This is a genomic window from Actinomadura macrotermitis (assembly GCF_009604375.1).
GTDB lineage: Bacteria > Actinomycetota > Actinomycetes > Streptosporangiales > Streptosporangiaceae > Spirillospora > Spirillospora macrotermitis.
In genome coordinates this window covers 1-21417 of the sequence record NZ_WEGH01000002.1, presented here as the reverse complement: position 1 = coordinate 21417, position 21417 = coordinate 1, and the positions used below count along the sequence as shown (strand labels likewise).

Annotated in this window: 20 protein-coding genes, 1 rRNA gene and 1 riboswitch; of the genes, 16 read left to right on the top strand and 5 right to left on the bottom strand. The window is 72.0% G+C overall.

Annotated features, from left to right (window positions below):
- Positions 1 to 171: 171 nt before the first annotated feature.
- On the top strand, positions 172 to 462 hold the full coding sequence (locus ACRB68_RS11835) for an SHOCT domain-containing protein (protein WP_153532588.1): 291 nt from the start codon (positions 172 to 174) through the stop codon (positions 460 to 462).
- A 213-nt stretch (positions 463 to 675) separates the two neighbouring features.
- Here ACRB68_RS11835 and ACRB68_RS11830 read toward each other — a convergent pair whose 3' ends face one another.
- Positions 676 to 1239: a MarR family winged helix-turn-helix transcriptional regulator gene (locus tag ACRB68_RS11830; RefSeq protein ID WP_153532587.1), complete on the bottom strand. Its 564-nt coding sequence runs from the start codon at positions 1237 to 1239 to the stop codon at positions 676 to 678.
- A 323-nt stretch (positions 1240 to 1562) separates the two neighbouring features.
- Between ACRB68_RS11830 and ACRB68_RS11825 the strand changes: the two genes are divergently transcribed.
- The 3 genes from ACRB68_RS11825 to ACRB68_RS11815 all read left to right on the top strand — a co-directional run bounded on the left by ACRB68_RS11825 (position 1563) and on the right by ACRB68_RS11815 (position 4775).
- Positions 1563 to 1853 (top strand): DUF3263 domain-containing protein, encoded by a 291-nt coding sequence (locus tag ACRB68_RS11825; protein WP_235959474.1) that lies wholly within the window; start codon positions 1563 to 1565, stop codon positions 1851 to 1853.
- Between the two features lie 18 nt (positions 1854 to 1871).
- A complete protein-coding gene (otsB, locus tag ACRB68_RS11820) occupies positions 1872 to 2690 on the top strand; it encodes a trehalose-phosphatase (RefSeq protein ID WP_328594090.1) in 819 nt (272 codons plus the stop codon).
- 1284 nt (positions 2691 to 3974) lie between these two features.
- Entirely contained in the window at positions 3975 to 4775 is an 801-nt protein-coding gene (locus ACRB68_RS11815) for a hypothetical protein (protein WP_153532585.1), read from the top strand.
- A 71-nt stretch (positions 4776 to 4846) separates the two neighbouring features.
- On the opposite strand, the gene ACRB68_RS11810 is transcribed toward ACRB68_RS11815, so the two are convergent.
- Positions 4847 to 5452, bottom strand: coding sequence for a PadR family transcriptional regulator (locus ACRB68_RS11810; protein ID WP_153532584.1), 606 nt, complete (start codon positions 5450 to 5452; stop codon positions 4847 to 4849).
- Positions 5453 to 5572: 120 nt separating this feature from the next.
- On the opposite strand from ACRB68_RS11810, the gene ACRB68_RS11805 reads away from it, so the two are divergent.
- Complete coding sequence (locus ACRB68_RS11805) at positions 5573 to 6775, top strand: FAD-dependent oxidoreductase (protein WP_153532583.1); 1203 nt, start codon at positions 5573 to 5575, stop codon at positions 6773 to 6775.
- A 42-nt stretch (positions 6776 to 6817) separates the two neighbouring features.
- Here ACRB68_RS11805 and ACRB68_RS42020 read toward each other — a convergent pair whose 3' ends face one another.
- Positions 6818 to 8872, bottom strand: coding sequence for a serine/threonine-protein kinase (locus tag ACRB68_RS42020; RefSeq protein WP_153532582.1), 2055 nt, complete (start codon positions 8870 to 8872; stop codon positions 6818 to 6820).
- 13 nt (positions 8873 to 8885) lie between these two features.
- Here ACRB68_RS42020 and ACRB68_RS11795 point away from each other — a divergent pair, with 13 nt between their 5' ends.
- Both ACRB68_RS11795 and ACRB68_RS11790 read left to right on the top strand, forming a co-directional pair.
- Complete coding sequence (locus tag ACRB68_RS11795; protein ID WP_153532581.1) at positions 8886 to 9437, top strand: RNA polymerase sigma factor; 552 nt, start codon at positions 8886 to 8888, stop codon at positions 9435 to 9437.
- Between the two features lie 124 nt (positions 9438 to 9561).
- Positions 9562 to 10578: a sulfotransferase family protein gene (locus ACRB68_RS11790; protein ID WP_153532580.1), complete on the top strand. Its 1017-nt coding sequence runs from the start codon at positions 9562 to 9564 to the stop codon at positions 10576 to 10578.
- Here ACRB68_RS11790 and ACRB68_RS11785 read toward each other — a convergent pair whose 3' ends face one another.
- The gene (locus tag ACRB68_RS11785; protein WP_153532579.1) at positions 10579 to 12018 is read right to left on the bottom strand and encodes an alpha,alpha-trehalose-phosphate synthase (UDP-forming); all 1440 of its coding nucleotides are present in this window, start codon (positions 12016 to 12018) and stop codon (positions 10579 to 10581) included.
- Between the two features lie 104 nt (positions 12019 to 12122).
- Between ACRB68_RS11785 and ACRB68_RS11780 the strand changes: the two genes are divergently transcribed.
- The 8 genes from ACRB68_RS11780 to ACRB68_RS11745 all read left to right on the top strand — a co-directional run bounded on the left by ACRB68_RS11780 (position 12123) and on the right by ACRB68_RS11745 (position 19370).
- Complete coding sequence (locus ACRB68_RS11780; protein ID WP_153532578.1) at positions 12123 to 13115, top strand: cation diffusion facilitator family transporter; 993 nt, start codon at positions 12123 to 12125, stop codon at positions 13113 to 13115.
- Positions 13116 to 13209: 94 nt separating this feature from the next.
- Positions 13210 to 13351, top strand: a riboswitch (SAM riboswitch).
- A 14-nt stretch (positions 13352 to 13365) separates the two neighbouring features.
- The gene (gene thrC, locus ACRB68_RS11775) at positions 13366 to 14610 is read left to right on the top strand and encodes a threonine synthase (protein WP_153532577.1); all 1245 of its coding nucleotides are present in this window, start codon (positions 13366 to 13368) and stop codon (positions 14608 to 14610) included.
- 43 nt (positions 14611 to 14653) lie between these two features.
- Positions 14654 to 14932 carry a MoaD/ThiS family protein gene (locus tag ACRB68_RS11770; protein ID WP_153532576.1) on the top strand — a complete coding sequence of 93 codons (279 nt, stop codon included), beginning with the start codon at positions 14654 to 14656 and terminating at the stop codon, positions 14930 to 14932.
- Between the two features lie 108 nt (positions 14933 to 15040).
- The gene (locus ACRB68_RS11765) at positions 15041 to 15664 is read left to right on the top strand and encodes a nucleotidyltransferase domain-containing protein (protein ID WP_153532575.1); all 624 of its coding nucleotides are present in this window, start codon (positions 15041 to 15043) and stop codon (positions 15662 to 15664) included.
- A 286-nt stretch (positions 15665 to 15950) separates the two neighbouring features.
- Positions 15951 to 17576, top strand: coding sequence for a chaperonin GroEL (gene groL, locus ACRB68_RS11760; RefSeq protein ID WP_153532574.1), 1626 nt, complete (start codon positions 15951 to 15953; stop codon positions 17574 to 17576).
- Between the two features lie 89 nt (positions 17577 to 17665).
- On the top strand, positions 17666 to 18313 hold the full coding sequence (locus tag ACRB68_RS11755; RefSeq protein ID WP_153532573.1) for a hypothetical protein: 648 nt from the start codon (positions 17666 to 17668) through the stop codon (positions 18311 to 18313).
- A 55-nt stretch (positions 18314 to 18368) separates the two neighbouring features.
- Positions 18369 to 18956, top strand: a complete 588-nt coding sequence (locus tag ACRB68_RS11750) for a phospholipid scramblase-related protein (RefSeq protein WP_328594089.1) — start codon at positions 18369 to 18371, stop codon at positions 18954 to 18956.
- 66 nt (positions 18957 to 19022) lie between these two features.
- Positions 19023 to 19370 (top strand): hypothetical protein, encoded by a 348-nt coding sequence (locus ACRB68_RS11745; protein ID WP_153532572.1) that lies wholly within the window; start codon positions 19023 to 19025, stop codon positions 19368 to 19370.
- On the opposite strand, the gene ACRB68_RS11740 is transcribed toward ACRB68_RS11745, so the two are convergent.
- The gene (locus ACRB68_RS11740; RefSeq protein WP_153532571.1) at positions 19342 to 20526 is read right to left on the bottom strand and encodes an MFS transporter; all 1185 of its coding nucleotides are present in this window, start codon (positions 20524 to 20526) and stop codon (positions 19342 to 19344) included. The two genes, ACRB68_RS11745 and ACRB68_RS11740, sit on opposite strands and share 29 nt — an antisense overlap.
- A 770-nt stretch (positions 20527 to 21296) precedes the next feature.
- Between ACRB68_RS11740 and ACRB68_RS11735 the strand changes: the two genes are divergently transcribed.
- Positions 21297 to 21417, top strand: a 16S ribosomal RNA gene (locus tag ACRB68_RS11735); the annotation flags it as partial.

The window sequence follows — 21417 nt, the reverse complement described above, 5'->3', positions numbered from 1 at the left end:
GCCGACCGGGGGAATCGGCGGGATGGCCAAGGGCAGCGGCTCCTTTGGGTCTATTGCGGTAGTGGAAACCGTCCTGCTACTCCAGCGGGCGTAGCCCAGGTGCAGCCGGCCGGACGATGTCCGGGGGCGTACCTGTCGCCGACCATCGGCTTATCCGCAACAAGGAGGTCGATGACGATGCTGACGGCGCTGCAGGTCCATCCGGGGCCCTGGCAGGACGGCGGGGACGCTCCCGCCTACTGGCCGGTGTTCCCGATCACGTTCGGGCTGTTCTGGCTGGTGGTCTTCGGCGCCGCATTCTACCTGATGCGCCGCCGTGTCAACGCGACGGCGGCCACGAACGCGGCCAAGGCCGACCCGATGAACCAGGCCCGCGCGACGCTCGCCGACCGCTTCGCCCGCGGTGAGATCGACGAGGACGACTACCAGTCGCGCATGGCGGCCCTCCGGTACGGCGAATGACCGGCTGAGGCGCTGTGGCGGGCCCGCCACAGCGTCCGGTCGTGCTCGGGAGCGCACGCCCGGGAAGTGAAATGGGTGGGTACGGCCCGCGTGGAAGGCGTTTCGCGCCGGTGGTGAGCCGGAGCGGGACGCCTTGTTCTGAGACGGGTGCGTCTGTTCCGGGGAGCCGAGCGGCGGCGGGCCGCCTGGCGCACCGGGAAGCGGGCTTCGGGGTCAGTCCGCCCGGGCTTCCTTGAAGATCTTGTCGAGGTCGGGGTCCATCGGCTTCTGGGCGGCCGCCTGGGCGAACCGGGTGAGCAGGTCCGCGAACATGGCCCGCTCGCCGGGTGTCCACTCGGCCATCAGCTCGTCCAGGTAGGCGCGGCGGAAGCGGTCGGCGACCTGCTTGACGCGCAGGCCCGCCTCGGTGAGGCCCAGGTTGGCGCGGCGGGCGTCGTGGGGGGACGGGCGGCGGGAGAGCAGGCCGGTGTCGATGGCGTGGCCGACGAGCCGGCTGGCCGTGGACGGGTCGATCTCCAGGCGGTCGGCGACGGCGCCCACGGTGACCTCGCCCGCCGGTTCCTGCATGCCGCACTCGGAGGACAGGGCCGCGACGACGTGCACGACCATCAGGTTGGAGAGCTGGAGGGGACGGCCGCCCGGGCCGCCGGAGGTCTGGGCGCGGATCCGTTTCACCAGGTCGGGTTTGATCCACACCCGGCGCAGGTGGAACAGTGCGAGCGAGATGTCCGCGAGGACCTGGTCGGGCAGGTCTCCGGGCCGTTCTTCCGCCGCCATGCTCCGTTCCTCCGCTTCGGATCGTCATCGCGAATACCGGACGATACAGATGTACTCTACATGCTTTTGCCGGGCTTCGGCCCGCCACGCCGGATGCGTTCACCGGCCGGTGTGCGCGGCCCGATGTGATCCACTGGGGCGTCCGGGCCGTTCCCGGTGAACCGCCGGTGGATGTCGTCCCGGACGCGTAGCATGGCACCGGCCGAACCCGGACAGCCCGGGATTAGTGACCACAGAGGGGACTCAGGAGCCGGCGGCGAACGCCCCCGGCCACGGGCCCTGATCAGGACGGCAGCATGAACGACGGCTCAGCCCTGGAACCGATGAACGCGGGCCTGGAGGACGACGACGCCTTCCCGGCCGACCTCCTCTCCGAGCGCGACCGCCAGATCCTCGCCTTCGAGCGGCAGTGGTGGAAGTACGCCGGAGCCAAGGAGCAGGCGATCCGTGAACTGTTCGACATGTCGGCGACGCGGTACTACCAGCTCCTCAACATCGTGATCGACCGGCCCGAGGCGCTCGAGCACGATCCGATGCTCGTCAAGCGGCTGCGCCGGATGCGCACCCAGCGGCAACGGCAGCGCGCCGCGCGTCGCCTCGGCATCCGGCCCTAGGTGTCCAACACTGGTCAGGTGAACACTCCCCGATCCAAGACGACCGCCGGCGCGGCCGGCCTCGACGCGCTGCGCGGCGCCCCCTCCGGCGCCGTGCTCGGCTTCGACTTCGACGGCACCCTGGCCCCGATCGTGCCCGACCCGGCCTCGGCCCGGGCCCATCCGGGCGCGGCGCCCGCGCTGGCCCGGCTGGCCCCGCAGGTGGGCGCGCTGGTCATCATCACCGGCCGCCCCGCCGCCCTGGCCGTCGAGTACGGCGGCCTCGAGGGCATCGACGGGCTGGTCGTGCTCGGCCAGTACGGCCTCGAACGCTGGGAGGGCGGCGAGCTCGTCACGCCCGAGCCGCCCCCGGGCGTCGCCGAGGCGCGCGCCAAGGTGCCCGAGATCCTCAAGGCGTCCGGCGCCCCGCCGGAGGTCTATGTCGAGGACAAGGGCCAGGCGCTCGCGGTGCACACCCGCCGCTGCGCCGAGCCGCAGGTCGCGCTCGACCGGCTGCGCGGCCTCCTGGACGCTCTCGCCGAACGCACCGGGCTGGCGGTCGAGCCCGGCCGGTACGTCCTCGAACTGCGCCCGCCCGGCATGGACAAGGGCAAGGCACTGAACGACTTCCTGCGATCACGCGCCTCCTCTCCCAGTGCGGTGCTGTTCGCCGGCGACGACCTGGGCGACCTGGCCGCCTACGACGCCATCGACGCCCTGCGCGAGAAGGGCGTCCCCGGCGTGAAGGTCTGCAGCGGCTCCACCGAGGTCACGGCGCTGGCCGACCGCGCCGACGTCGTCGTCGACGGCCCCGCTGGAGTCGTGGCCTTCCTGGAGTCCCTGCTCACCTCCCTGTAAGCGTGTTGCCCCCTGGCGCCGGCCTGTGGGCGGCCGGTGGCGTCATGGGGTGCCGTCTCTGAGCGCTGGTCCCGCAGGGGCGGGGACGCTGGCGCCGACCTGCCGGCAGCCGATGGCGTCGCGCGATGCCGTCTCTGAGGGCTGGTCCCGCAGACGCGGGGATGCTGGCGCCGCCCTGCCAGCAGCCGGTGGCGTCATGGGTGCCGCTTCTAAGAGCTGGTCTCACAGGTGCAGGGACGCTGGCGTTGGCCTGCCGGCAGCCGGTGGCGTCGCGGGGTGTCGCCTCTGAGGGCTACTCCCGCAGACGCGGGGACGCTGGCGTTGGCCTGGGGGCGGCCGATGGCGTCGTGGGGCGCCACCCTGAGGGCTGATTCCACAAGCGCGGGGACGCTGGGGGTGGCCGGTGGCGTCATGGGGTGCTGCCTCTGAGGGCTGGTCTCACAGGGGCGGGGATGCTGGCGCCGACCTGCCGGCGGCCGGTGGCGTCGCGGGGTGTTGTTTCTGAGGGCTGGCTCCACAGGCGCAGGGAACACTGGCGCTGCTCCTGCGGATGGCCGATGGTGTGGTCGTCGGCCTCGCAGGGGCGGCCTCCTTCGTCGGCCTGTTCCGCAGCCGTGGAGATCGTTGGCGGCGGGTCACCGTCACCTCCTGTAGACGGGAAATCAGAAGTCGAGGCCGTGGTCACCTCCTGCCGGGCGCGGGGTTCATGGCGCCGGGCCTGCATGCGGCCGATGGTTGCCTCGCAGGGTGGCTTGTTTTGACGGATGGTCGGTCCCGTAGGTGTGGGGCACTGGCGTCGGGCCTGTGTGTGGCCGATGGCTCTGCTGTGGGTGCTTCCTCTGGCGGGCTGCTTCGCAGGTGCGGGGGTACTGGTGCTGGATCTGCGGGCGGTTGTTGGGCCTTCTTGGCGGTCGGTCTCGGTGGAAGGTTCGGCGGTCTCCGGTAGCGGGAGTGCCGGATGTGGCCACGTGGCGGGGGCCTCGGGCGGGTCGTGGGTCTCTTCGGTTTTCCAGGAGCGGGCCCCGGCTCGGCGAGGCGTGACCCTCAGTTTCCCGGGGCTGACCTGCCGGGGGAAGCGAAGTCCCGGCCTGTGGATAACCGGGGCCGCCGGGGGGCGTCAGAGGTCGGTGAGACGGGTGGGGCGGCGGAGCCAAGGGGGGCCCTTATGAACTCAAGGTCTAATTAAGGCAAAATGTAGAGCTAGATGGGTTTCGTTGAGTTATCGGGGTCTGGGGAGCGGTGACGGTGGACGATCAGCCTGTAATCCCACGGCGGCCTGAGGACGTGCGTGGGACCGGCGGTCCCCGCAGCGCCCCGGACCCCTGGGCCGCGCCGCCCGGCCCCGTGCCCGGTGCCCGCGACACCAGCGGCGTGCAGGTGCGGATCGGTTCGCGCAGCGACCGGCACCGGGTGCGCAAGCAGGAGCAGGGCGGCCGCCGCACCGGCCTCATCGCCGCAGCGGCCACGGCGGTCGTCGTCGCCGCGGGGGCGGTCGGCGGCCTGCTGTTCCTGCCCGGCTCCGGTGAGGGCGGCGACGCGGCCGTCCAGCCCGCGCGGACGGCCGCGGAGGCGGAGGGGCCGGAGCCGCGCACCGGCAAGCCGGTCGAGGTCGGGACGGCCGACGGCTCCAGGTACCGGATCGCCGCGGTCGGCGGCGGCACCGACGACGGCGTGTCGCCCCAGCAGGCCGCGCCCAGCCCCGGGATGAAGCTGGCCTACGTCGAGTACGTGCTGGGCAACCCCACGCGGCAGAAGGTGCTGCTGGACTACCCCGGCGACGTGTTCGTCAAGCGCGCCCTGATCCCGGCGAACGCGCGCGGGCGCTGCATGTGGCAGACCGGGGTGCCCGAGGACATGTGCACGCCGCCCACCAAGAGCGAGGTGGTCCGGCGGCTGACGGGCGGCGCGCTGCAGGACGGGGACGGCGGGGACAAGTACCTGCCGCCCAAGTCGTCCTTCCTGGTGCGCGCGACGGTCGAGGTCCCGGTCGACAAGCGGCTGAAGCGCGGCGACCTGCGCCTGTACATCTGGAAGAAGCTCTACGTGGAGGACCAGTACGCGCGGGAGGCGTCCTTCCCGCGCTGAGCGGCGGAAAAGACGAAAGCGCCGTGACCGTCCTGGACGGTCACGGCGCTTCTGCGTCACTGCCTCGTGCGTTACTCGGCCTCGGGGTCATCGGCGAGGATCCCGTACAGGCGGCGGCGGGCATCGTTGATGACGTCCAGCGCGCGCGCCTTCTGGGCCTCGCTGCCGACCGTCATGACCTGGTGCACGGCGCCCATGAGCTGCCCGAGGGCGTCGCGGCCGCGCATCACGTTCTCGCCGGCGGCCTCGGTGACCTCGTCCCAGGGGGCGGTGGTCTGCGCCGCCGCCTCCTCCCGGCCGGTGTCGGTGAGCGTGAACAGCCGCTTGCCGCCCTGCTCCAGGCTGCTGACCAGGCCCTCGTCCTCCAGCATCTGCAGGGTCGGGTAGACCGAGCCGGGGCTCGGGCGCCAGACGCCGCCGGTGCGCTCGTCGAGTTCCTGGATCATCTCGTAGCCGTGCATGGGCCGCTCGGCGAGCAGGGCCAGCAGGGCGGCGCGGACGTTGCCGCGCCGGGCCCGGCCGCGCCCCCGGCCGCCGCCGCGTCCCCGGCCGCCCGGCCCGCCGGGGCCGAACGGGGGACCGAAGTCCGGGCCGCCCCAGCCGCCGAATGGGCCGCCGCGGCGGGCACGCCCCTCGGGGTCGCGGCCGTGGTGGTGGTGATGGTGGTGCTCGCGCATGGTGCTCTCCTTATCGTTGTCGATGCATTAACGATATATCGGAATCGCTCGCGATGCAACACCGTGTGTCTTGACGGATAACTCAATGTGTGATGAATTGATGGCGGGAGGTGGTGCGCCATGACCGAGACCACCACGTGCTGCATCGCCGGCGGCGGCCCGGCCGGCGTCTTCCTCGGCCTGCTGCTCGCGCGGGCGGGCGTCGAGGTGACCGTGCTGGAGAAGCACGGCGACTTCCTGCGCGACTTCCGCGGCGACACCATCCACCCGTCCACGCTGGACGTGCTGGACGAGCTCGGCCTCGGCGACCGGTTCGCGAAGCTGGCGCACCGCCGGATCGGCGAGGTCCGGTTCGTCACCGACGACGCCGAGGTGACGGCGGGCGACCTGCGCGCGCTCGGCGGCCGGCACCCCTATATCGCGATGGTCCCGCAGTGGGACCTGCTCGACATGATCGCCGGCGAGGCGGCCCGCCACCCCGGCTTCCGCCTGCTCATGAACGCCGAGGCCACCGGCCTGGTCGTGCGCGACGGGCGGGTCCGCGGCCTGCGCTACCGCGACGGCGACGGCGCCGACCACGAGATCCACGCCGAGCTCACCGTCGCGGCGGACGGCCGGAACTCGGTCCTGCGGCGCGCCGCCGGGCTACCGGTCCGCGCGTTCGGCGCGCCGATGGACGTCGCCTGGTTCCGGCTGCCGCGCCGCGCCACCGACCCGGGCGACGTCTTCATGCGCCTGTCGCCCGGGCACCTGATGGCCGCGATCGACCGCACGGACTACTGGCAGCTCGCCTACCTGGTCCCCAAGGGCGGCTACGCCAAGGAGCAGGCCCGGGGCATTCCGGCGCTGCGCCGCACCGTGGCCGGGCTCCTGCCCTTCCTGGCCGACCGTGTCGAGCAGCTGGAGTTCGCCGACATCAGCGTCCTGAACGTGCGGGTGGACCGCCTGCGCCGCTGGTACCGGCCGGGTTTCCTCTGCATCGGCGACGCCGCACATGCGATGTCGCCGATCGGCGGCGTCGGCGTCAACCTGGCCGTACAGGACGCCGTCGCTACGGCCAACCGGCTCTACCGGCCGCTGCGCGACGGCACGCTCACCACCACCGACCTGGCGGCCGTGCAGCGCCGCCGCAAGTGGCCGGCCGTGGTCGTGCAGTCCTTCCAGCTCGCCGTGCAGGCCTTGCTGGTCGGTCCGGTGCTGCGCGGCGAGAAACCGCCGGTGGAGGTGCTGAGGGCCGGTGGACGCCCGCTGCGCCGGGCGGTGGCCAGGGGCATCGGCTATGGGCCGCTCCCCGAGCACGTACGGGTGCCGGCCCCGGAATGACGAAAAGCGGGGCGGAAGATGTCCGCCCCGCCCTCCGGGACATCAGGGGCCGGTGATGGTCAGCGAGTTCAGGATGCTGGTCGTCAGATTGCGGCCGTCGGTCTCCTTGACCCGGACCCAGGCGCCGAACTTGCCACCCTTGTCGCGCAGCCCGACCTCGGTGATCGACGGAGTGCCGGTCTTGCAGCCGGTGTAGCGGACGATCGTCCCGGTCAGCGCCTTACCGGGCGAGGTGTAGTTCTCCGGCGCCCCCTTGGTGCAGGACGCGTGCGCCGACACCGACGGCGGCGGCAGCTTGCCGTTCGCCACGTCGGTCGTCACGCCGACGAACACGCCCGGGCTCTTGCCGTTGCCCGGGAAGTCCGCGACGTTCTGGGCCGCGCGCAGCACCGGCCGCGCCTGCGCGTCGGCGAGGCCGACCGTGGACGGCACCCAGGTCGGCGCCGTGCCCTTGCCCCACGCCTTGGGCGCACTCAGCTTGATCTTGCCGGAGGCGTCGCCGATCTGCGCGAAGTCGACCGGCAGCCCGGTCTTGCCCGGCTTCTTGGGACCGTCGTCGCCGCCGGTGACCAGGCTGCCGATCAGCAGCCCGGCGATCAGCGCGACGGTGAGGATGCCGCCCGCGATGAGCCACGGCATCAGGCTCTTCTGCGACGAGCCGCCGCCAGAGCCGCCGCCGAAGCCCTTCAGCTTGCCCTTGGCCTTCTGCGCGGGGGACGGCCCCGCCGGGCCCCCGCCGCCCCGGCCGTCCTGCACGGGCGGGGGCTGGAAGCCCGCACCGGGATGGCCCTGCTGTCCGCCGGGCGGCATCTGGTGGTCCTGAGGCGAGAAAACGGCCGTCTTCTTGCCTGGCGGAGGACCGCCCTGCGGAGGACCGCCCTGCGGCGGCTGCTGGCCGCCGGGCAGGGGAATGGACACCGTGCGCTCGTCATCCCCCTGGCCTGGACCGCCAGGACCGCCGGGGCTCGTGGACCCCGGTCCCTGAGGACCACCGGGACCGCCGGGACGAGGCCCGCCAGGCCCGGCGTAGTTCGCGTTCGCCGGATGGTCCACGATCGTCGCGTCCCCACCGCCCGGCGGCACCGGTGGTTGCGGGCGCTGCTGCTGCGGCTGCGCCATCTCCGAAGTGCGCATGTCGTCTTCGCCCGGCGGCGGCTGCGGCGGCCGCTGGGGCTGCTGATGCGGCGGTTCCCCGCCCCGGTACTGGTCGCGCACGGTCGCCTCTCCTTCTGGTCCCGGCCTGTCGTAGGCAGGTGCCGTGGTGGGCCGGAGCGTGGCGAGGGCCTCGGCGAACGCCTCGGCGGTGGGCCAGCGCTTCTCCCGTTCGACCTCCAGTGCGCGCAGGATGACCTGGTCGAAACCGGGCGTCAACCCTTCGCGCAACCGGCTTGGCGGGACTTTTACCGGCGCCGGGCCGGGCGGCCGTCCGGTCAGCATGTGGTAGGTCAGCGCGCCGAGCCCGTACACATCGGCGCGCACGTCCAGGCCGCCGCCGAAGCGCGCCTGCTCGGGCGACATGTACCCGGGCGTGCCGACCGGCAGGGTGAAGGCGCCCGAGGCGTGCGCGAGGGCCTTGGCGAGGCCGAGGTCGGCGATGAGCAGCTTCTCGCCGCCGCCCTGGGTGGACTGGAACAGCACGTTGGACGGCTTCAGGTCGCGGTGGATCACGCCGAGGGCGTTGATGACCTCGACCCCGTAGGCGATCTCCTCGGCGAGCACCAGCGCCTGGCTGACCGGAAGTGGCCGCTCGCGCATCCGGTCGGCGAGTGTGCCGCGGTCGGCGTAGGACATGACGAAGTAGGGACGCCCGTCGGGCAGCTCGCCGATGTCGTGCACCCGCACGAGCTTGTCGGAGTCGGCGCGGCGCAGGATGCGCGCCTCCTCCAGGAAGCGATTGCGCACGTCCAGGTCGTCGATGAGGCTGCCGGAGAGCACCTTGATGGCGACCTGGGAATCCAGCGCCTCGTCGTGCCCGAGCCACACGGAGGCGAACGCCCCGGATCCGAGGACGCGATCGATTCGGTAACGGCCGACAGATGGTGGGAAGGACACTCCCGTATCATGCCCAACAAACGGGGTGCGTGCGCGAACGAGCATTGAGGCAGCGACGATGGCATTCGATGAGAGAACCGAGGAGCTGGCCGTCAAGGCCGCCCAGGGCGACCGGAGTGCCCTCAACGAACTGCTCCGCAAGATCGAGCCGGACGTGCTGCGGCACGCCTCGCGCTTCCTGCCGTGCCGGCAGGACGCCGAGGAGGCCTGCCAGGACGCCCTGCTGCAGGTGGCCCGCAACATCCACCGGTTCGAGGGGCGGTCGCGGTTCAGCACGTGGCTGCACGTGGTGGTCGCCAACTCCTCCCGGTCGACCTACCGCTCGCTGAAGCGCCGTTCGGTCGAGCAGGCCGGGGAGCTGCCGCAGCAGCGCCCCGATCCGCACCGCACCAGCGTCATCGCGGGCTCGCGGGTGGACATCCTGGACGCGATGGAGGACCTGGAGGCCCGCAAGCCGGACCTGATCCAGGCGCTGGTGCTGCGCGACGTGTCGCAGCTGGAGTACGCCGAGATCGCCGAGCAGCTGCAGCTGCCGCTCGGCACGGTCAAGTCGCGGATCCACGAGGCCCGCAAGCAGGTCCGCCAGACCCTCGGCGAGTCCTACACCTGACCGGGGCGCCCGGCCGGAGCGGCCGGCCCGGGCGGGTCCCGGGCCCGTCAAGGCTGCGCAATGCCTCGGCAAGCGGCCGCCGCCCGGGCGGCGCGGGCGTGCCGGGCCCGCAACGATCGCCCGCATGGCCACCCACGCTGACCGGCCGATCTTCGTCATCGGCTGCCCTCGTTCGGGGACGACGCTGCTGCAGCTGATGCTGCACTCGCACCACCGGATCGCGATCCCCGCGGAGACCCGTTTCCTGCTGCCGGCCTATACGCGGCGGTGCGAGTTCGGTGACCTGCGGGACAGAGGGAGACGGCGTGAGCTGGCCGCCTGGATCACCGGCCGGCGGGAGACCAAGTTCCGCGATCTCGGCCTGGACGCCGCCGAGGTGGCCGAGCGGATCGTCCAGGCGCCGCCGACGATCGGCTCGGCGGCCGGCACGGTGTTCCGCTCCTACGCCGAGCGGTTCGGCAAGCCGCGCTGGGGCGACAAGCGGCCGAGCTACTTCAAGCACGTGCCGCTGCTGCTGCGCATGTACCCCGACGCGCAGTTCGTGCACCTGATCAGGGACGGCCGCGACTGCGTGGCGTCGCTGAAGGAGATGCCCTGGTACAAGCTGGACGTCTACCACGCGGCCTCGGCGTGGCGGGAGGCGATCGACGCGGGCCGCCGGTACGCCGCGCGGCTCGGCCCCGACGGCTACCACGAGCTGCAGTACGAGCGGCTCGTCGCCGACCCGGCCGGTGAGCTGACGCGGCTCTGCGCGTTCCTCGGCGAGGACTTCGACCCGGCGATGACCGAGCCCCAGGAGATCGCGCGGCTGACCGTCCCGCCGCAGAAGAAGTGGCACGCCCGCACGTACGCCGAGATCGGCACCGGCCGGGTCGGCTCGTGGACCGAGCGGCTGGAGGAGTGGGAGGTCGGCGTCGCCGAGGCCGCGTTCGGCGACCGCCTCGCCGCCTACGGCTACCGGCCGGGCGGCGCGCCGAAGGCGTCCGCGGCGCAGCGGGCGCGGCTCGCCCGCACCCGCGCGCAGCGCCGGACGACCTACCGCAAGGCCGGCCTGCGCGAGCTGTGGCGCCGCCGCAACGAGCCCAACCCGGTGGAGTGCCTGCTGCCGAGGCCGGCGCCGGCCCTGCAGTCCTGGGGCTGATCAGTCCAGCGCGGCCAGCTGGTCGGCGAACCAGCGCTGCGGCGGCAGCGCGGTGGCGGCTACGGTCAGCCGCGCGCACCGCTCGGCGCGCTGCTCGTGCGGCGTCAGCAGCGCCTGGTGCAGCGCCTCGGCGGTCTGCGAGACGTCGTAGGGGTTCACCATGATCGCGTCCTCGGCGAGCTCGGCGGCGGCGCCGGCCTCGCGCGACAGCACCAGCGAGCAGCCGCGCCCGGCGAGGACGGGGCCCTCCTTGGCGACCAGGTTCATGCCGTCGCGGATCGGGTTGACCAGCAGCACGTCGGCCAGCCCGTAGGCGGCCAGCGAACGCGGGTAGTCGTCGTTGACCTGCAGGATCAGCGGGTCCCAGGAGGCGGTGCCGAACTCGTCGGTGATCTGCCGCGCCATCCGCTGCACCGCCGCGGTGTACTCGCGGTACTCGGGCAGGTCGTGCCGGGAGGGGTAGGCGAACGCCAGGTGCACGACGCGGCCGCGCCATTCGGGGTGGTTGGTCAGCATCTCGCGGTAGGCGGCGAGGCCCCGCACGATGTTCTTGGACAGCTCGGTCCGGTCGATCCGCACGATGAGCTGCCGGTCGCCGACCTGTTCGCGCAGCGCCTGCGCGCGCGCGGCCACGTCGGGCTGGGCGGCCCGCCGCCGCAGCTCGGGGCCGTCGACGCCGAGGGCGTGCACGCCGACGCGGGTGACGTGGCCCGCCAGCGTGACGGTCCGGGCGTGCCGGTCGACCTTGGCGCCGAGGATCTCCTCGCAGCAGTCCAGGAACGCCGACGCCCACCGCTCGGTGAGGAACCCGGCGTGGTCGGCGCCGAGGATGCCCGTGAGGACGGCGGCGCCGATGTCGTCGGGCAGCAGCCGGTAGTACTCCGGCGGCGCCCACGGCGTGTGCGAGAAGTGCGCGATCTTCAGGTCGGGGCGGCGTTCGCGCAGCATCGCCGGGGCCAGCGACAGGTGGTAGTCCTGGATCGCGGCCTTGGAGCCGGGCGCGGCGTCCCGGGCCAGCGCGTCGGCGAACGCCGCGTTGTAGGCCTCGTAGGACTGCCAGTCGCGCCGCGCGCGCGCGTCGAAGTGCGGGACGCGGGGGGTGTCGTACAGCAGGTGGTGGACGAACCACAGCGTCGAGTTCGCGACCGCGTTGTAGGCGCGGTGGAACGTGGCCGCCGGGATGTCCAGCATCCGGACGGCGGCGCCCCCGGTGTCGTGCCCGTCGCGGTCCAGCCGCCCTTCGGGGGCCTGCCGGGCGGCGGCGCGGTCGGCCTCGCCGAGCGCCGCGCACACCCACAGCACCTCGGCGCCCGGCCGGGCGGCCACCGAGGCCAGGCCGGAGACCAGGCCGCCGCCGCCGCGGCGCATGGTCAGTGTGCCGTCGTCGGACAGGGAGAACGAGACCGGGCCTCGGTTCGATGCCACCAGCACTTGGCTCATACCGGCAGGGTCTCAGCTGAGGCGGGGAGGTACCAAAGTGGCCCGCGGCCAACGGCCGGAGCTGGACTTCGGTTACAGCCGGGACGGCGGGGTACCGGGGGCGGATGAGCCGCTCCGAGACCAAGAAGACCGTGATCATCGCCGGTGCGGCGAACCTGGTCCTGGCCGTGGTCAAGCTGGTGGCCGGGGTGCTGGCCGGGTCCAGCGCGATGCTCGCCGAGGCCGCCCACTCGATCGCCGACACCCTGAACCAGGGCTTCCTGCTGGCCTCGCTGCGCCGCAGCGCCCGGCCCGCCGACCGGCGGCACCCGTTCGGGTACGGCAACGAGCGCTACTTCTGGTCGCTGCTCGCCGCGTTCGGCATCTTCGTCGCGGGCGCCGGCTACTCGATCTTCGAGGGCGTGCTGACGATCCTCGGGCACGGCGGCGGAGGCGGCCGGGTGTGGCTCGCCTACTCGGTGCTCGCGCTCGCCGCCGTCCTGGAGGGCAGCGCCTGGACGCGGGCGTTCATCCAGGTGCGCCGGGAGACCCGCGACAACGACCAGGGCCTGGTCGACCACGTGCGCCGCTCCCCGGACGTGACGTTCAAGGCGGCTCTGTTCGAGGACAGCGCCGCGATGGTCGGCCTGGCGTTCGCCGCCTCCGGCCTGCTGCTGCGCGAGCTGACCGGCTCGCGGGTGTGGGACGGCGTCGCCTCCATCCTGATCGGCCTGCTGCTGGTGGTGGTGGCGTTCGCGCTCGGCCGCGACAGCAAGGGCCTGCTCATCGGCAAGGCCGCGGACGCCGAGGTGCAGCGCCAGGTCCGCCAGGTGATCGCCGAGGCGCCCGGCGTGGACGGGGTGGCCGAGCTGCTCACCATGCACTTCGGTCCCGACGACATCCTGGTCGCCGCCAAGGTGAACTTCTCCGACGAGATCAGCGCCGACGAGGCCGAGGACGTGGCGGGCGAGATCGACCGGCTGCTGTGCGAGCGGGTCCCGCTCGTCCGGCACGTGTTCCTCGACCCGACCCAGCGCGCCGACGACGGCGGAACAGGCGACGGAGCCGGAACACGGAACGCAGCCGGAGCGCGCGCGGGCGAAGAGGCGCCCGCGTGAGCAAGCACACAGCCCTCTAGCGTCTCGCCTGGTGAGATAACGCCTGTCCAGAGGCTGGGCGGCTCATGTATCGTTCGGACGAACAACTTCATATCGCTCATCCAGAGGGGTGGAGGGACCGGCCCTGCGAAGCCCCGGCAACCACCTGGCTAGTGCGCGCTCGCGATCCTGCGAGGCCGGCCAGGAGATGGTGCCAACTCCGGCCTGCGACCAAGGTGGCGCAGGGAAGATGGGGGAAGGGCCTCGCTTCATGGCGCTCACGCCTGCTGTAAACCTCGGACCCGCGACCGCGCTGACCTGCCGCGAATGCGGCAACTCCCGCGAACTCGGGCCGCACTACGCCTGTGAAGAGTGTTTCGGGCCGCTGGAGATCTCCTACGACTTCGGCGACGTCACCCGGGCCTCGATCGAGGCGGGACCGCGCAACATCTGGCGCTACCGCGGGCTGCTGCCCGTCCCCGAGAACGTCGCCGACACCCCGAACCTGGAGCCCGGCCTCACCAGGCTGGTCCGCGCGGACCACCTGGCCGAGTCGCTCGGCCTGCAGCGGCTCTGGGTGAAGGACGACAGCGGCAACCCCACGCACTCGTTCAAGGACCGCGTCGTCGCGGTCGCGCTCGCCGCCGCCCGCGAGCTCGGCTTCAAGGTGCTGGCCTGCCCGTCCACCGGGAACCTGGCCAACGCCGTCGCCGCCGCCGCGGCCCGCGCCGGCATCCGCAGCGCCGTCTTCGTGCCGTCCAACCTGGAGGCGCAGAAGATCATCACCACCGCGGTGTACGGCGGCACCTTCGTCACCGTGGACGGCAACTACGACGACGTGAACCGGCTCGCCTCGGAGATCGCCGGCGAGCAGGAGGACTGGGCGTTCGTCAACGTCAACGTCCGCCCGTACTACGCCGAGGGCTCCAAGACCCTCGGCTACGAGATCGCCGAGCAGCTCGGCTGGCGGCTGCCGGACCAGATCGTGGTGCCGATCGCCTCCGGCTCCCAGCTCACCAAGATCGACAAGGCGTTCCAGGAGTTCATCCGGCTCGGCCTGGTCGAGGACAAGCCCTACAAGGTGTTCGGCGCGCAGGCGGCCGGCTGCGACCCGGTGTCGGCCGCGTTCAAGGCCGGCCACGACGTGGTCCGCCCGGTCAAGCCCGACACGATCGCCAAGTCGCTGGCGATCGGCAACCCGGCCGACGGCCCGTACGTGCTGGACGCCGTCCGCCGCACCGGCGGCGCCGTCGAGGACGTCACCGACGAGCAGGTGGTGGAGGGCATCCGGCTGCTCGCCCGCACCGAGGGCATCTTCGGCGAGACCGCCGGCGGCGTCACCGTCGGCGTGCTGAAGAAGCTGGTGGACAGCGGCGCGCTCGACCCGGCCGCGGAGACCGTGATCATCAACTCGGGCGACGGGCTGAAGACGCTGGACGCGGTCGCGCCGGTGGTCGGGCCGTCGGCGAACATCGCCCCGTCCCTGGCGGCGTTCCGCGCCTCCGGCCTCGCCTGACCCGCCCCCGACGTCCCGCCCGCAAGACCAGCAAGGAGCCAGTATGAGCAGCGTGTCCGTCCGCATCCCGACGATCCTGCGGACCTACACCGGCGGTGAGGCCGAGGTGACCGCCGAGGGGGCGACCCTGCGCGCGGTCGTCGCCGACCTGGAGGCCTCCTACCGCGGCATCTCCGCCCGCATCCTGGACGACAACGGCAAGCTGCGCCGCTTCGTCAACGTCTACGTCGGCGACGAGGACGTGCGGTTCGCCGACGGGCTGGACACCGCCACGCCGGCCGGCGCGCAGATCTCGATCATCCCGGCGGTGGCCGGCGGCTGATCCGCCCGCCCGATCGCGGCCCCCTTTCGCGGCCCCACCCCGCCCACGCGGCGGGAGGTGGCCACGAAAGGGGGCTTTTGTACTGATGGGCGAGGGTAAAGGGCCGGTATGGGGATAGCGGAGGACCTCACTGCCGCGGTGCGCGCCCACCCAGCGGTGCGCGACGTCGAACCCATCGGGTCCCGGGCGCGCGGGACCGCCACCGAACTGTCGGACTGGGACTTCGCGGTCGCCGTCGACGACTTCGGCCGTATCGCCGCCGACCTGCCCGCGCTCGCCGCCGCGCACGGCCCGCTGAGCGCGCAGTGGGACCCGCTCGGCGACTGCGCCGGCTATCTGATGATCTTCCCCGGCCCGGTCAAGGTCGACCTGATCTTCCCCGAGGTGCCGCGCAGCTGGAACCGGCCCTGGCGGGTCGGCCCCGACACCCTGCCGGCGATGGACGCGCACTTCTGGGACTGGACGCTCTGGCTGGTCAGCAAGCGCCGCCACGGCATGGCCGACCGGGTCCGCGGCGAACTGCTCAAGATGAGCGGCCACCTGCTGGAGCCGCTCGGCGTCACCGTCGTCCCGCGCACGCTGGAGGAGGCCGCCGACCGGTACGTGCGCGCGCGCGACCGGCTGGAGAGGCGCTACGGCCTGCGCATCCCGCGGCGGTTGCAGGAGGAGGTGCTGCCCCTGGTGAGGGCGCCGCACCGGGACCGTTTCCGGCCGACCCGGCTCTCCTCGTAGCGCTCCGGACAAAGACCGCACACCGGACGTTCGCCGTCCCGAGGTACATGCCGGGCCGCCCTCCGGGCCGCTGACCTCGGGGGGAGGGCCACCCGCTTGCACTCGCCGGGGTAGAGTGCTAAACAAACATTGGCACTCTGCCGTGGAGAGTGACAACCACGGCTCTGGGTCGGGACGATGAGGTCTCACGTCCGGCGGCGGAATGGCAGCCGCTCGGAGGAGGCCGTCCGTCGCGGGCATCGGATCGATCCTTTTTGGCCACCTGTTCCGGGAGGACTGGAGCCCTATGGCTGCAAAGATGATCGCGTTTGACGAGGAGGCCCGTCGGGGTCTCGAGCGCGGCATGAACCAGCTCGCTGACGCCGTCAAGGTGACCCTTGGCCCCAAGGGCCGCAACGTCGTGCTGGAGAAGAAGTGGGGCGCTCCCACGATCACCAACGACGGTGTGTCGATCGCCAAGGAGATCGAGCTGGAGGACCCGTGGGAGAAGATCGGGGCCGAGCTCGTCAAGGAAGTAGCCAAGAAGACCGACGACGTCGCGGGTGACGGCACCACCACCGCGACCGTGCTGGCCCAGGCGCTGGTCCGCGAGGGTCTGCGCAACGTGGCCGCCGGCGCCAACCCGATGTCCCTGAAGAAGGGCATCGAGGCCGCCGTCGAGCGCGTCTCGGAGGAGCTGTCCAAGCTCGCCAAGGACGTGGAGACCAAGGAGCAGATCGCCTCCACCGCCTCCATCTCCGCCGGCGACGCCCAGATCGGCGAGATGATCGCCGAGGCGATGGACAAGGTCGGCAAGGAAGGTGTCATCACCGTCGAGGAGAGCAACACCTTCGGGCTCGAGCTCGAGCTCACCGAGGGCATGCGCTTCGACAAGGGCTACATCTCGCCCTACTTCGTCACCGACCCCGAGCGGATGGAAGCGGTCCTCGACGACCCCTACATCCTGATCGTCCAGGGCAAGGCCTCGGCCAACAAGGACCTGCTGCCCGTCCTCGAGGGCGTCATGCAGTCCGGCAAGCCGCTGCTGATCATCGCCGAGGACGTCGACGGGGAGGCCCTGGCCACCCTGGTCGTCAACAAGATCCGTGGCATCTTCAAGTCGGTCGCGGTCAAGGCGCCGGGCTTCGGTGACCGCCGCAAGGCCATGCTGGGCGACATCGCCACCCTGACCGGTGGTCAGGTCATCAGCGAGGACGTCGGTCTGAAGCTGGAGAACACCACCCTGGACATGCTGGGCCGCGCCCGCAAGGTGGTCGTCTCCAAGGACGAGACCACCATCGTCGACGGTGCCGGTGACGCCAACGAGATCGCCGGGCGGGTCAACCAGATCCGGACCGAGATCGACGCGACCGACTCCGACTACGACCGCGAGAAGCTGCAGGAGCGGCTGGCCAAGCTGGCCGGCGGTGTGGCGGTCATCAAGGCCGGCGCGGCGACCGAGGTGGAGCTCAAGGAGCGCAAGCACCGCATCGAGGACGCGGTGCGCAACGCCAAGGCGGCCGTGGAGGAGGGCATCGTCCCCGGCGGTGGCGTGGCGCTGCTGCAGGCCGGCACCAAGGCCTTCGACAAGCTGGAGCTGGCCGGCGACGAGGCCACCGGCGCCAACATCGTCAAGCGCGCGCTGGAGGAGCCCCTCAAGCAGATCGCCGTCAACGCCGGTCTCGAGGGCGGTGTGGTGGTGGAGAAGGTGCGCAACCTGACCCCCGGCGAGGGCCTGAACGCCGCCACCGGCGAGTACGTCAACATGTTCGAGTCCGGCATCCTGGACCCGGCCAAGGTGACGCGCTCGGCGCTGCAGAACGCCTCCTCGATCGCGGCCCTGTTCCTGACCACCGAGGCCGTCATCGCCGAGAAGCCGGAGAAGAACGCCGCCCCGGCCATGCCCGACGGCGCCGGCGGCATGGACTTCTGATCGAGTCCATGACCCGTACGCCCGCGTACGCATGAAGAGGGGCGGTCCCAACTGGGACCGCCCCTTTTTTTGGTATATGTACGCGCACCATGAGCACGCTTTACACGGCGCCCCTGCTGCGGGTGCACAAGGGTTCGGTGACCGACGCGCACGGCACCCCGCTGGCGACCGTCCGCGACCGCGGCGGGGCGGGCTGGCGCGGCGCCCTCGACGCCGTCAACCCCGGCGCCGCCTCCGGGTTCGCCCGCGCCGTCGACGTCCTGGACCCCTGGAACCGCCCCCTGTTCGCGGTGGCGCGCGACTCCAGCCACCTGCGCCGGGCCGTCACCCACGTGCTGCGGCCCGACGGCGCCCAGCTCGGCAGCGTCGGCATGGACAGCCGCCGCGGCCGCCCCTTCTACCCGATCCACGACCCCTATGGCACGCACGTCGGCGAGGTGCGCCCGGTCGGCCCGCGCAAGGGCGCCGGCGGCCAGGACGGCGGCGCCGGCGTGGCGGGCCTCGCCGGGCAGGCGCTGCGCAAGGCCGCCCGCGGCGTCCAGTCGCTGGTGTTCGGCGGCACCTTCGACATCACCGACCGCATCGGCACCGTCCACGGCCGCATCGACTGCGAGTGGCCGGCGACCAAGGACGAGCCGTACACCGTCGCCTTCCAGCCGGGAACCCCCGAACCGCTGCGCTTCCTCGGCCTGGCCTCCGCCCTCGCCCTCGACGTCGTCCGGGGCCTCGGTTCCTGACCGGCGCGCCGCCCGGCCCCTTCCGTCCGCCCGCCCGCCTTGGCAGGATCGCCGGGTGACCGAACTCTTCACCGACGCCACGTTCCGCGTCGATCAGCCGCGGCGCGGCCCCTACGCGCGCAGCCGCTACCGGATCAGCGACATGGACGGCAACGTGCTGGCGATCGCCGACCAGGCGGGCAAACGCCGGGGCGAGACCCTCAAGGCGGTCTTCCCCGGCAAGTCCGAACTGGACGCGCGCGCCGTCGTGCTGACCACCACCGACGGCGACCCGCTCCTGGAGATCGACAAGGAGGCGGGGCGGCTGCTCATCTCGGTGCGCGGGCCGGACGGCGAGCCGATCGGCGCCATCCACACCGAGCGCGTCGGCCGCCGCTACATCCTGCGCGACCCCGAGACCGTCAAGCTCGGCGAGATCGGCGTGGACCTGTCCCGCAACCACTTCACCGTCACCGACCGCTCCGGCTCGCGCGTCGCCTACGTCCGCAAGCGGTTCGCGGGCCTGGCCACCCACCTGCTGACCACGGCCGACCGGTACGACGTGGAGATCCAGGAACGGGTGCCCGAGCCGCTGCGCACGCTGGCGGTGGCGACCGCGATCGCGATGGACATGGCGCTGCACGAGTCCAAGGACCTCACCTGAGCGATCCCTCCCCGCGATGGACTTCCGGCCTGCGGGTCCGCGCGGTACGTTCCGAAGGTGCAGGCCATGCCCGGGCGCCCGGACGGCTGGTGGATCTCACCGGCCATTCCGACGATCGCGAACGGCGTGCTGGCGCTGCTGTGGGGCTTCTCCGCCCTCGGCGGCTGGGGCGACGCCGCGTTCTGCGGTGAATCGGGGCTGTACGACCGGGCGTGCGGCGACCACTTCCGCATCGCCGTCCTGGCCTCGGCCCCGGTCGCAGCGGTCGCGGCCCTCCTCGCGGTCGCCGCGTGGCTCGTCCCGTCGCTGCGGCGCCGCCCGGACCGCCTGGACTCCGTCCTCGCCACCGCCGCGCTGATCTGGGTCCTCGCCGAGGGGATCTTGTTCATCGGCGGCTACTTCGTCCGGGCCTGACCTCCGTGCGCAGGCCGGGCACCAGCGCGAGCGTGACCAGCAGCGACGCGGCGGCGAGCACGCCCATGGCCGTCGCGGGCGACGTCACCTGCGCGACGGCGCCGGCGAGCGCGGCCGCGACCCCCTGCATGGTCAGCATCCCGGCCGACTGGAGCCCGAGCGCCTGGCCGCTCATCTCGTCCGGCGTGACCGCCATCAGCCGCTCCTGCATCAGCAGCGCCGCCCCGTACCCGACCGACGCGACCAGGATCGCGGCCGCCACGACCACGAGCGGCGGACGCCAGGGCAGGAGCAGGTACGGCGCCGCGAGGAGCAGCCGCATCCCGACCTCGACCCGGCCCCGCCACGCCACCGGGACGAACCGGCCGGACAGCACGTCCCCGCCGAGCATGCCGAGCGCCGCCACCGCGAACAGCGCCCCGGCGTGCCCCGGCGAGTACGGCACATAGATCGACTCGCACCCCACGATCAGCCCGTTCGGCACCCACAGCGCGAGGAAGACGTGCCGCCGCTCCCGCGACGACCAGAGCCGCCGGTTCGTCCGCCACGTCTCCGCCACCGACGGCCGCCCGTCCGCACGCGGCGCCCGGCTGCTCAGGCCGCCCCACGCCACGACGCCCGAAAGCAGGAACAATCCGGCGGCGGCGAGCAGCGCACCGCGCGGCGACAACTCCGACACCAGCACCCCGCCGACGACGAACCCGCCGATCTGCTGCACGCCCACGGACATGTTCAGCACCGACCGCCCGAGCAGATAACCGCCCTCGGGCAGGATCTCGTTCAGCAACCCGTACCGGACCCCGCCGCCCAGCGAAGCCGCCAGCCCCAGCCCGAGGACGACGACGAAGACGCCCCACACCGGCAATCCCGGCACGGCGAGCACGGTGGTACCCGCGCCGAAGACCAGCGCCAGCCCCGCCGACGCGGCACGCGGCGGCAACCGGTCAGCGGCCGACAACAGCACCAGCGCACCGAAGACTTGAGCGAACGACGAGCCGAACATGCTGAGCGCCGACAACAGCGGCGACCCGGTCGCGCCGTAGACGAGGACGCCGAGCGCCAGCCCGCTCACCGTCGTGGCGGCGACCTGGACGGACACGATGGCGAAGAGGGCCGGATACTCCGGTGTGCGGAACAGCTCCCGGTAGGTGCGCATGGGCGGAGTCTCGATCGCCCGGTCGGCGGCCGCGAACTGTTTCGCGGGTGCGCGAAACCAACCGCCGAAGTTCCCCGGCACCAGGACGCACCCCGCAGCAACCTGTCGAGGTGCCCATGACCACGTCACCTGGAGGGCCGACCTGCGGATACACGGAGTCGGCGCGAAGGGCTGCCGGGCAGGCGCACGACACGTTCATGCGAACTTCGCCGATCGGTTTGACGAGAGTGCCGCGTGGGCATACTGTTCACTTCGCCCCACGGGGAGCAGGACGCCGAAAGGTGGCCGGCCCGAGGGGAACCCACCAACGCTCCAGCCGACGCGGCTTTGCCATGTCTGCTGTGTTGTGGTGGTGCCGGAAAAGGCCCGATTTTGCGAAACGGGCCGGATCTGGTGAAATAGCGACACCGCTCCGAAAGGCGCCGCGAAAGCGAACGCCGGCCGGGACGGATCAGGGAAAAGCCGGTGAAATTGACAGACCGGCCGGAACTGATAAAGTAAATGAGTCGCCCCGGAGTCTGGGGCCGCGAAAGCGGAACAGGCGCGGTGGGTGTCCGTTTCTTGAGAACTCAACAGCGTGTTAAAAGCCAGTGCCTTTAACGATCGAGCACAGACTCGATCACCCCGTGCCGGCTGTCCTTCGGGATGGTTGGCAGGGATTTCTTTGAGGCAAGTCGGCCACTGTAGCGGTGGTCGCATTTGCTGGGATTTCGATCCTTTCAAGGTTTGGCGGTTCTAGGGTTCGCCCCCTGGGGTCGTCGCGATGGACCTTAATGGAGAGTTTGATCCTGGCTCAGGACGAACGCTGGCGGCGTGCTTAACACATGCAAGTCGAGCGGAAAGGCCCCTTCGGGGGTACTCGAGCGGCGAACGGGTGAGTAACACGTGAGC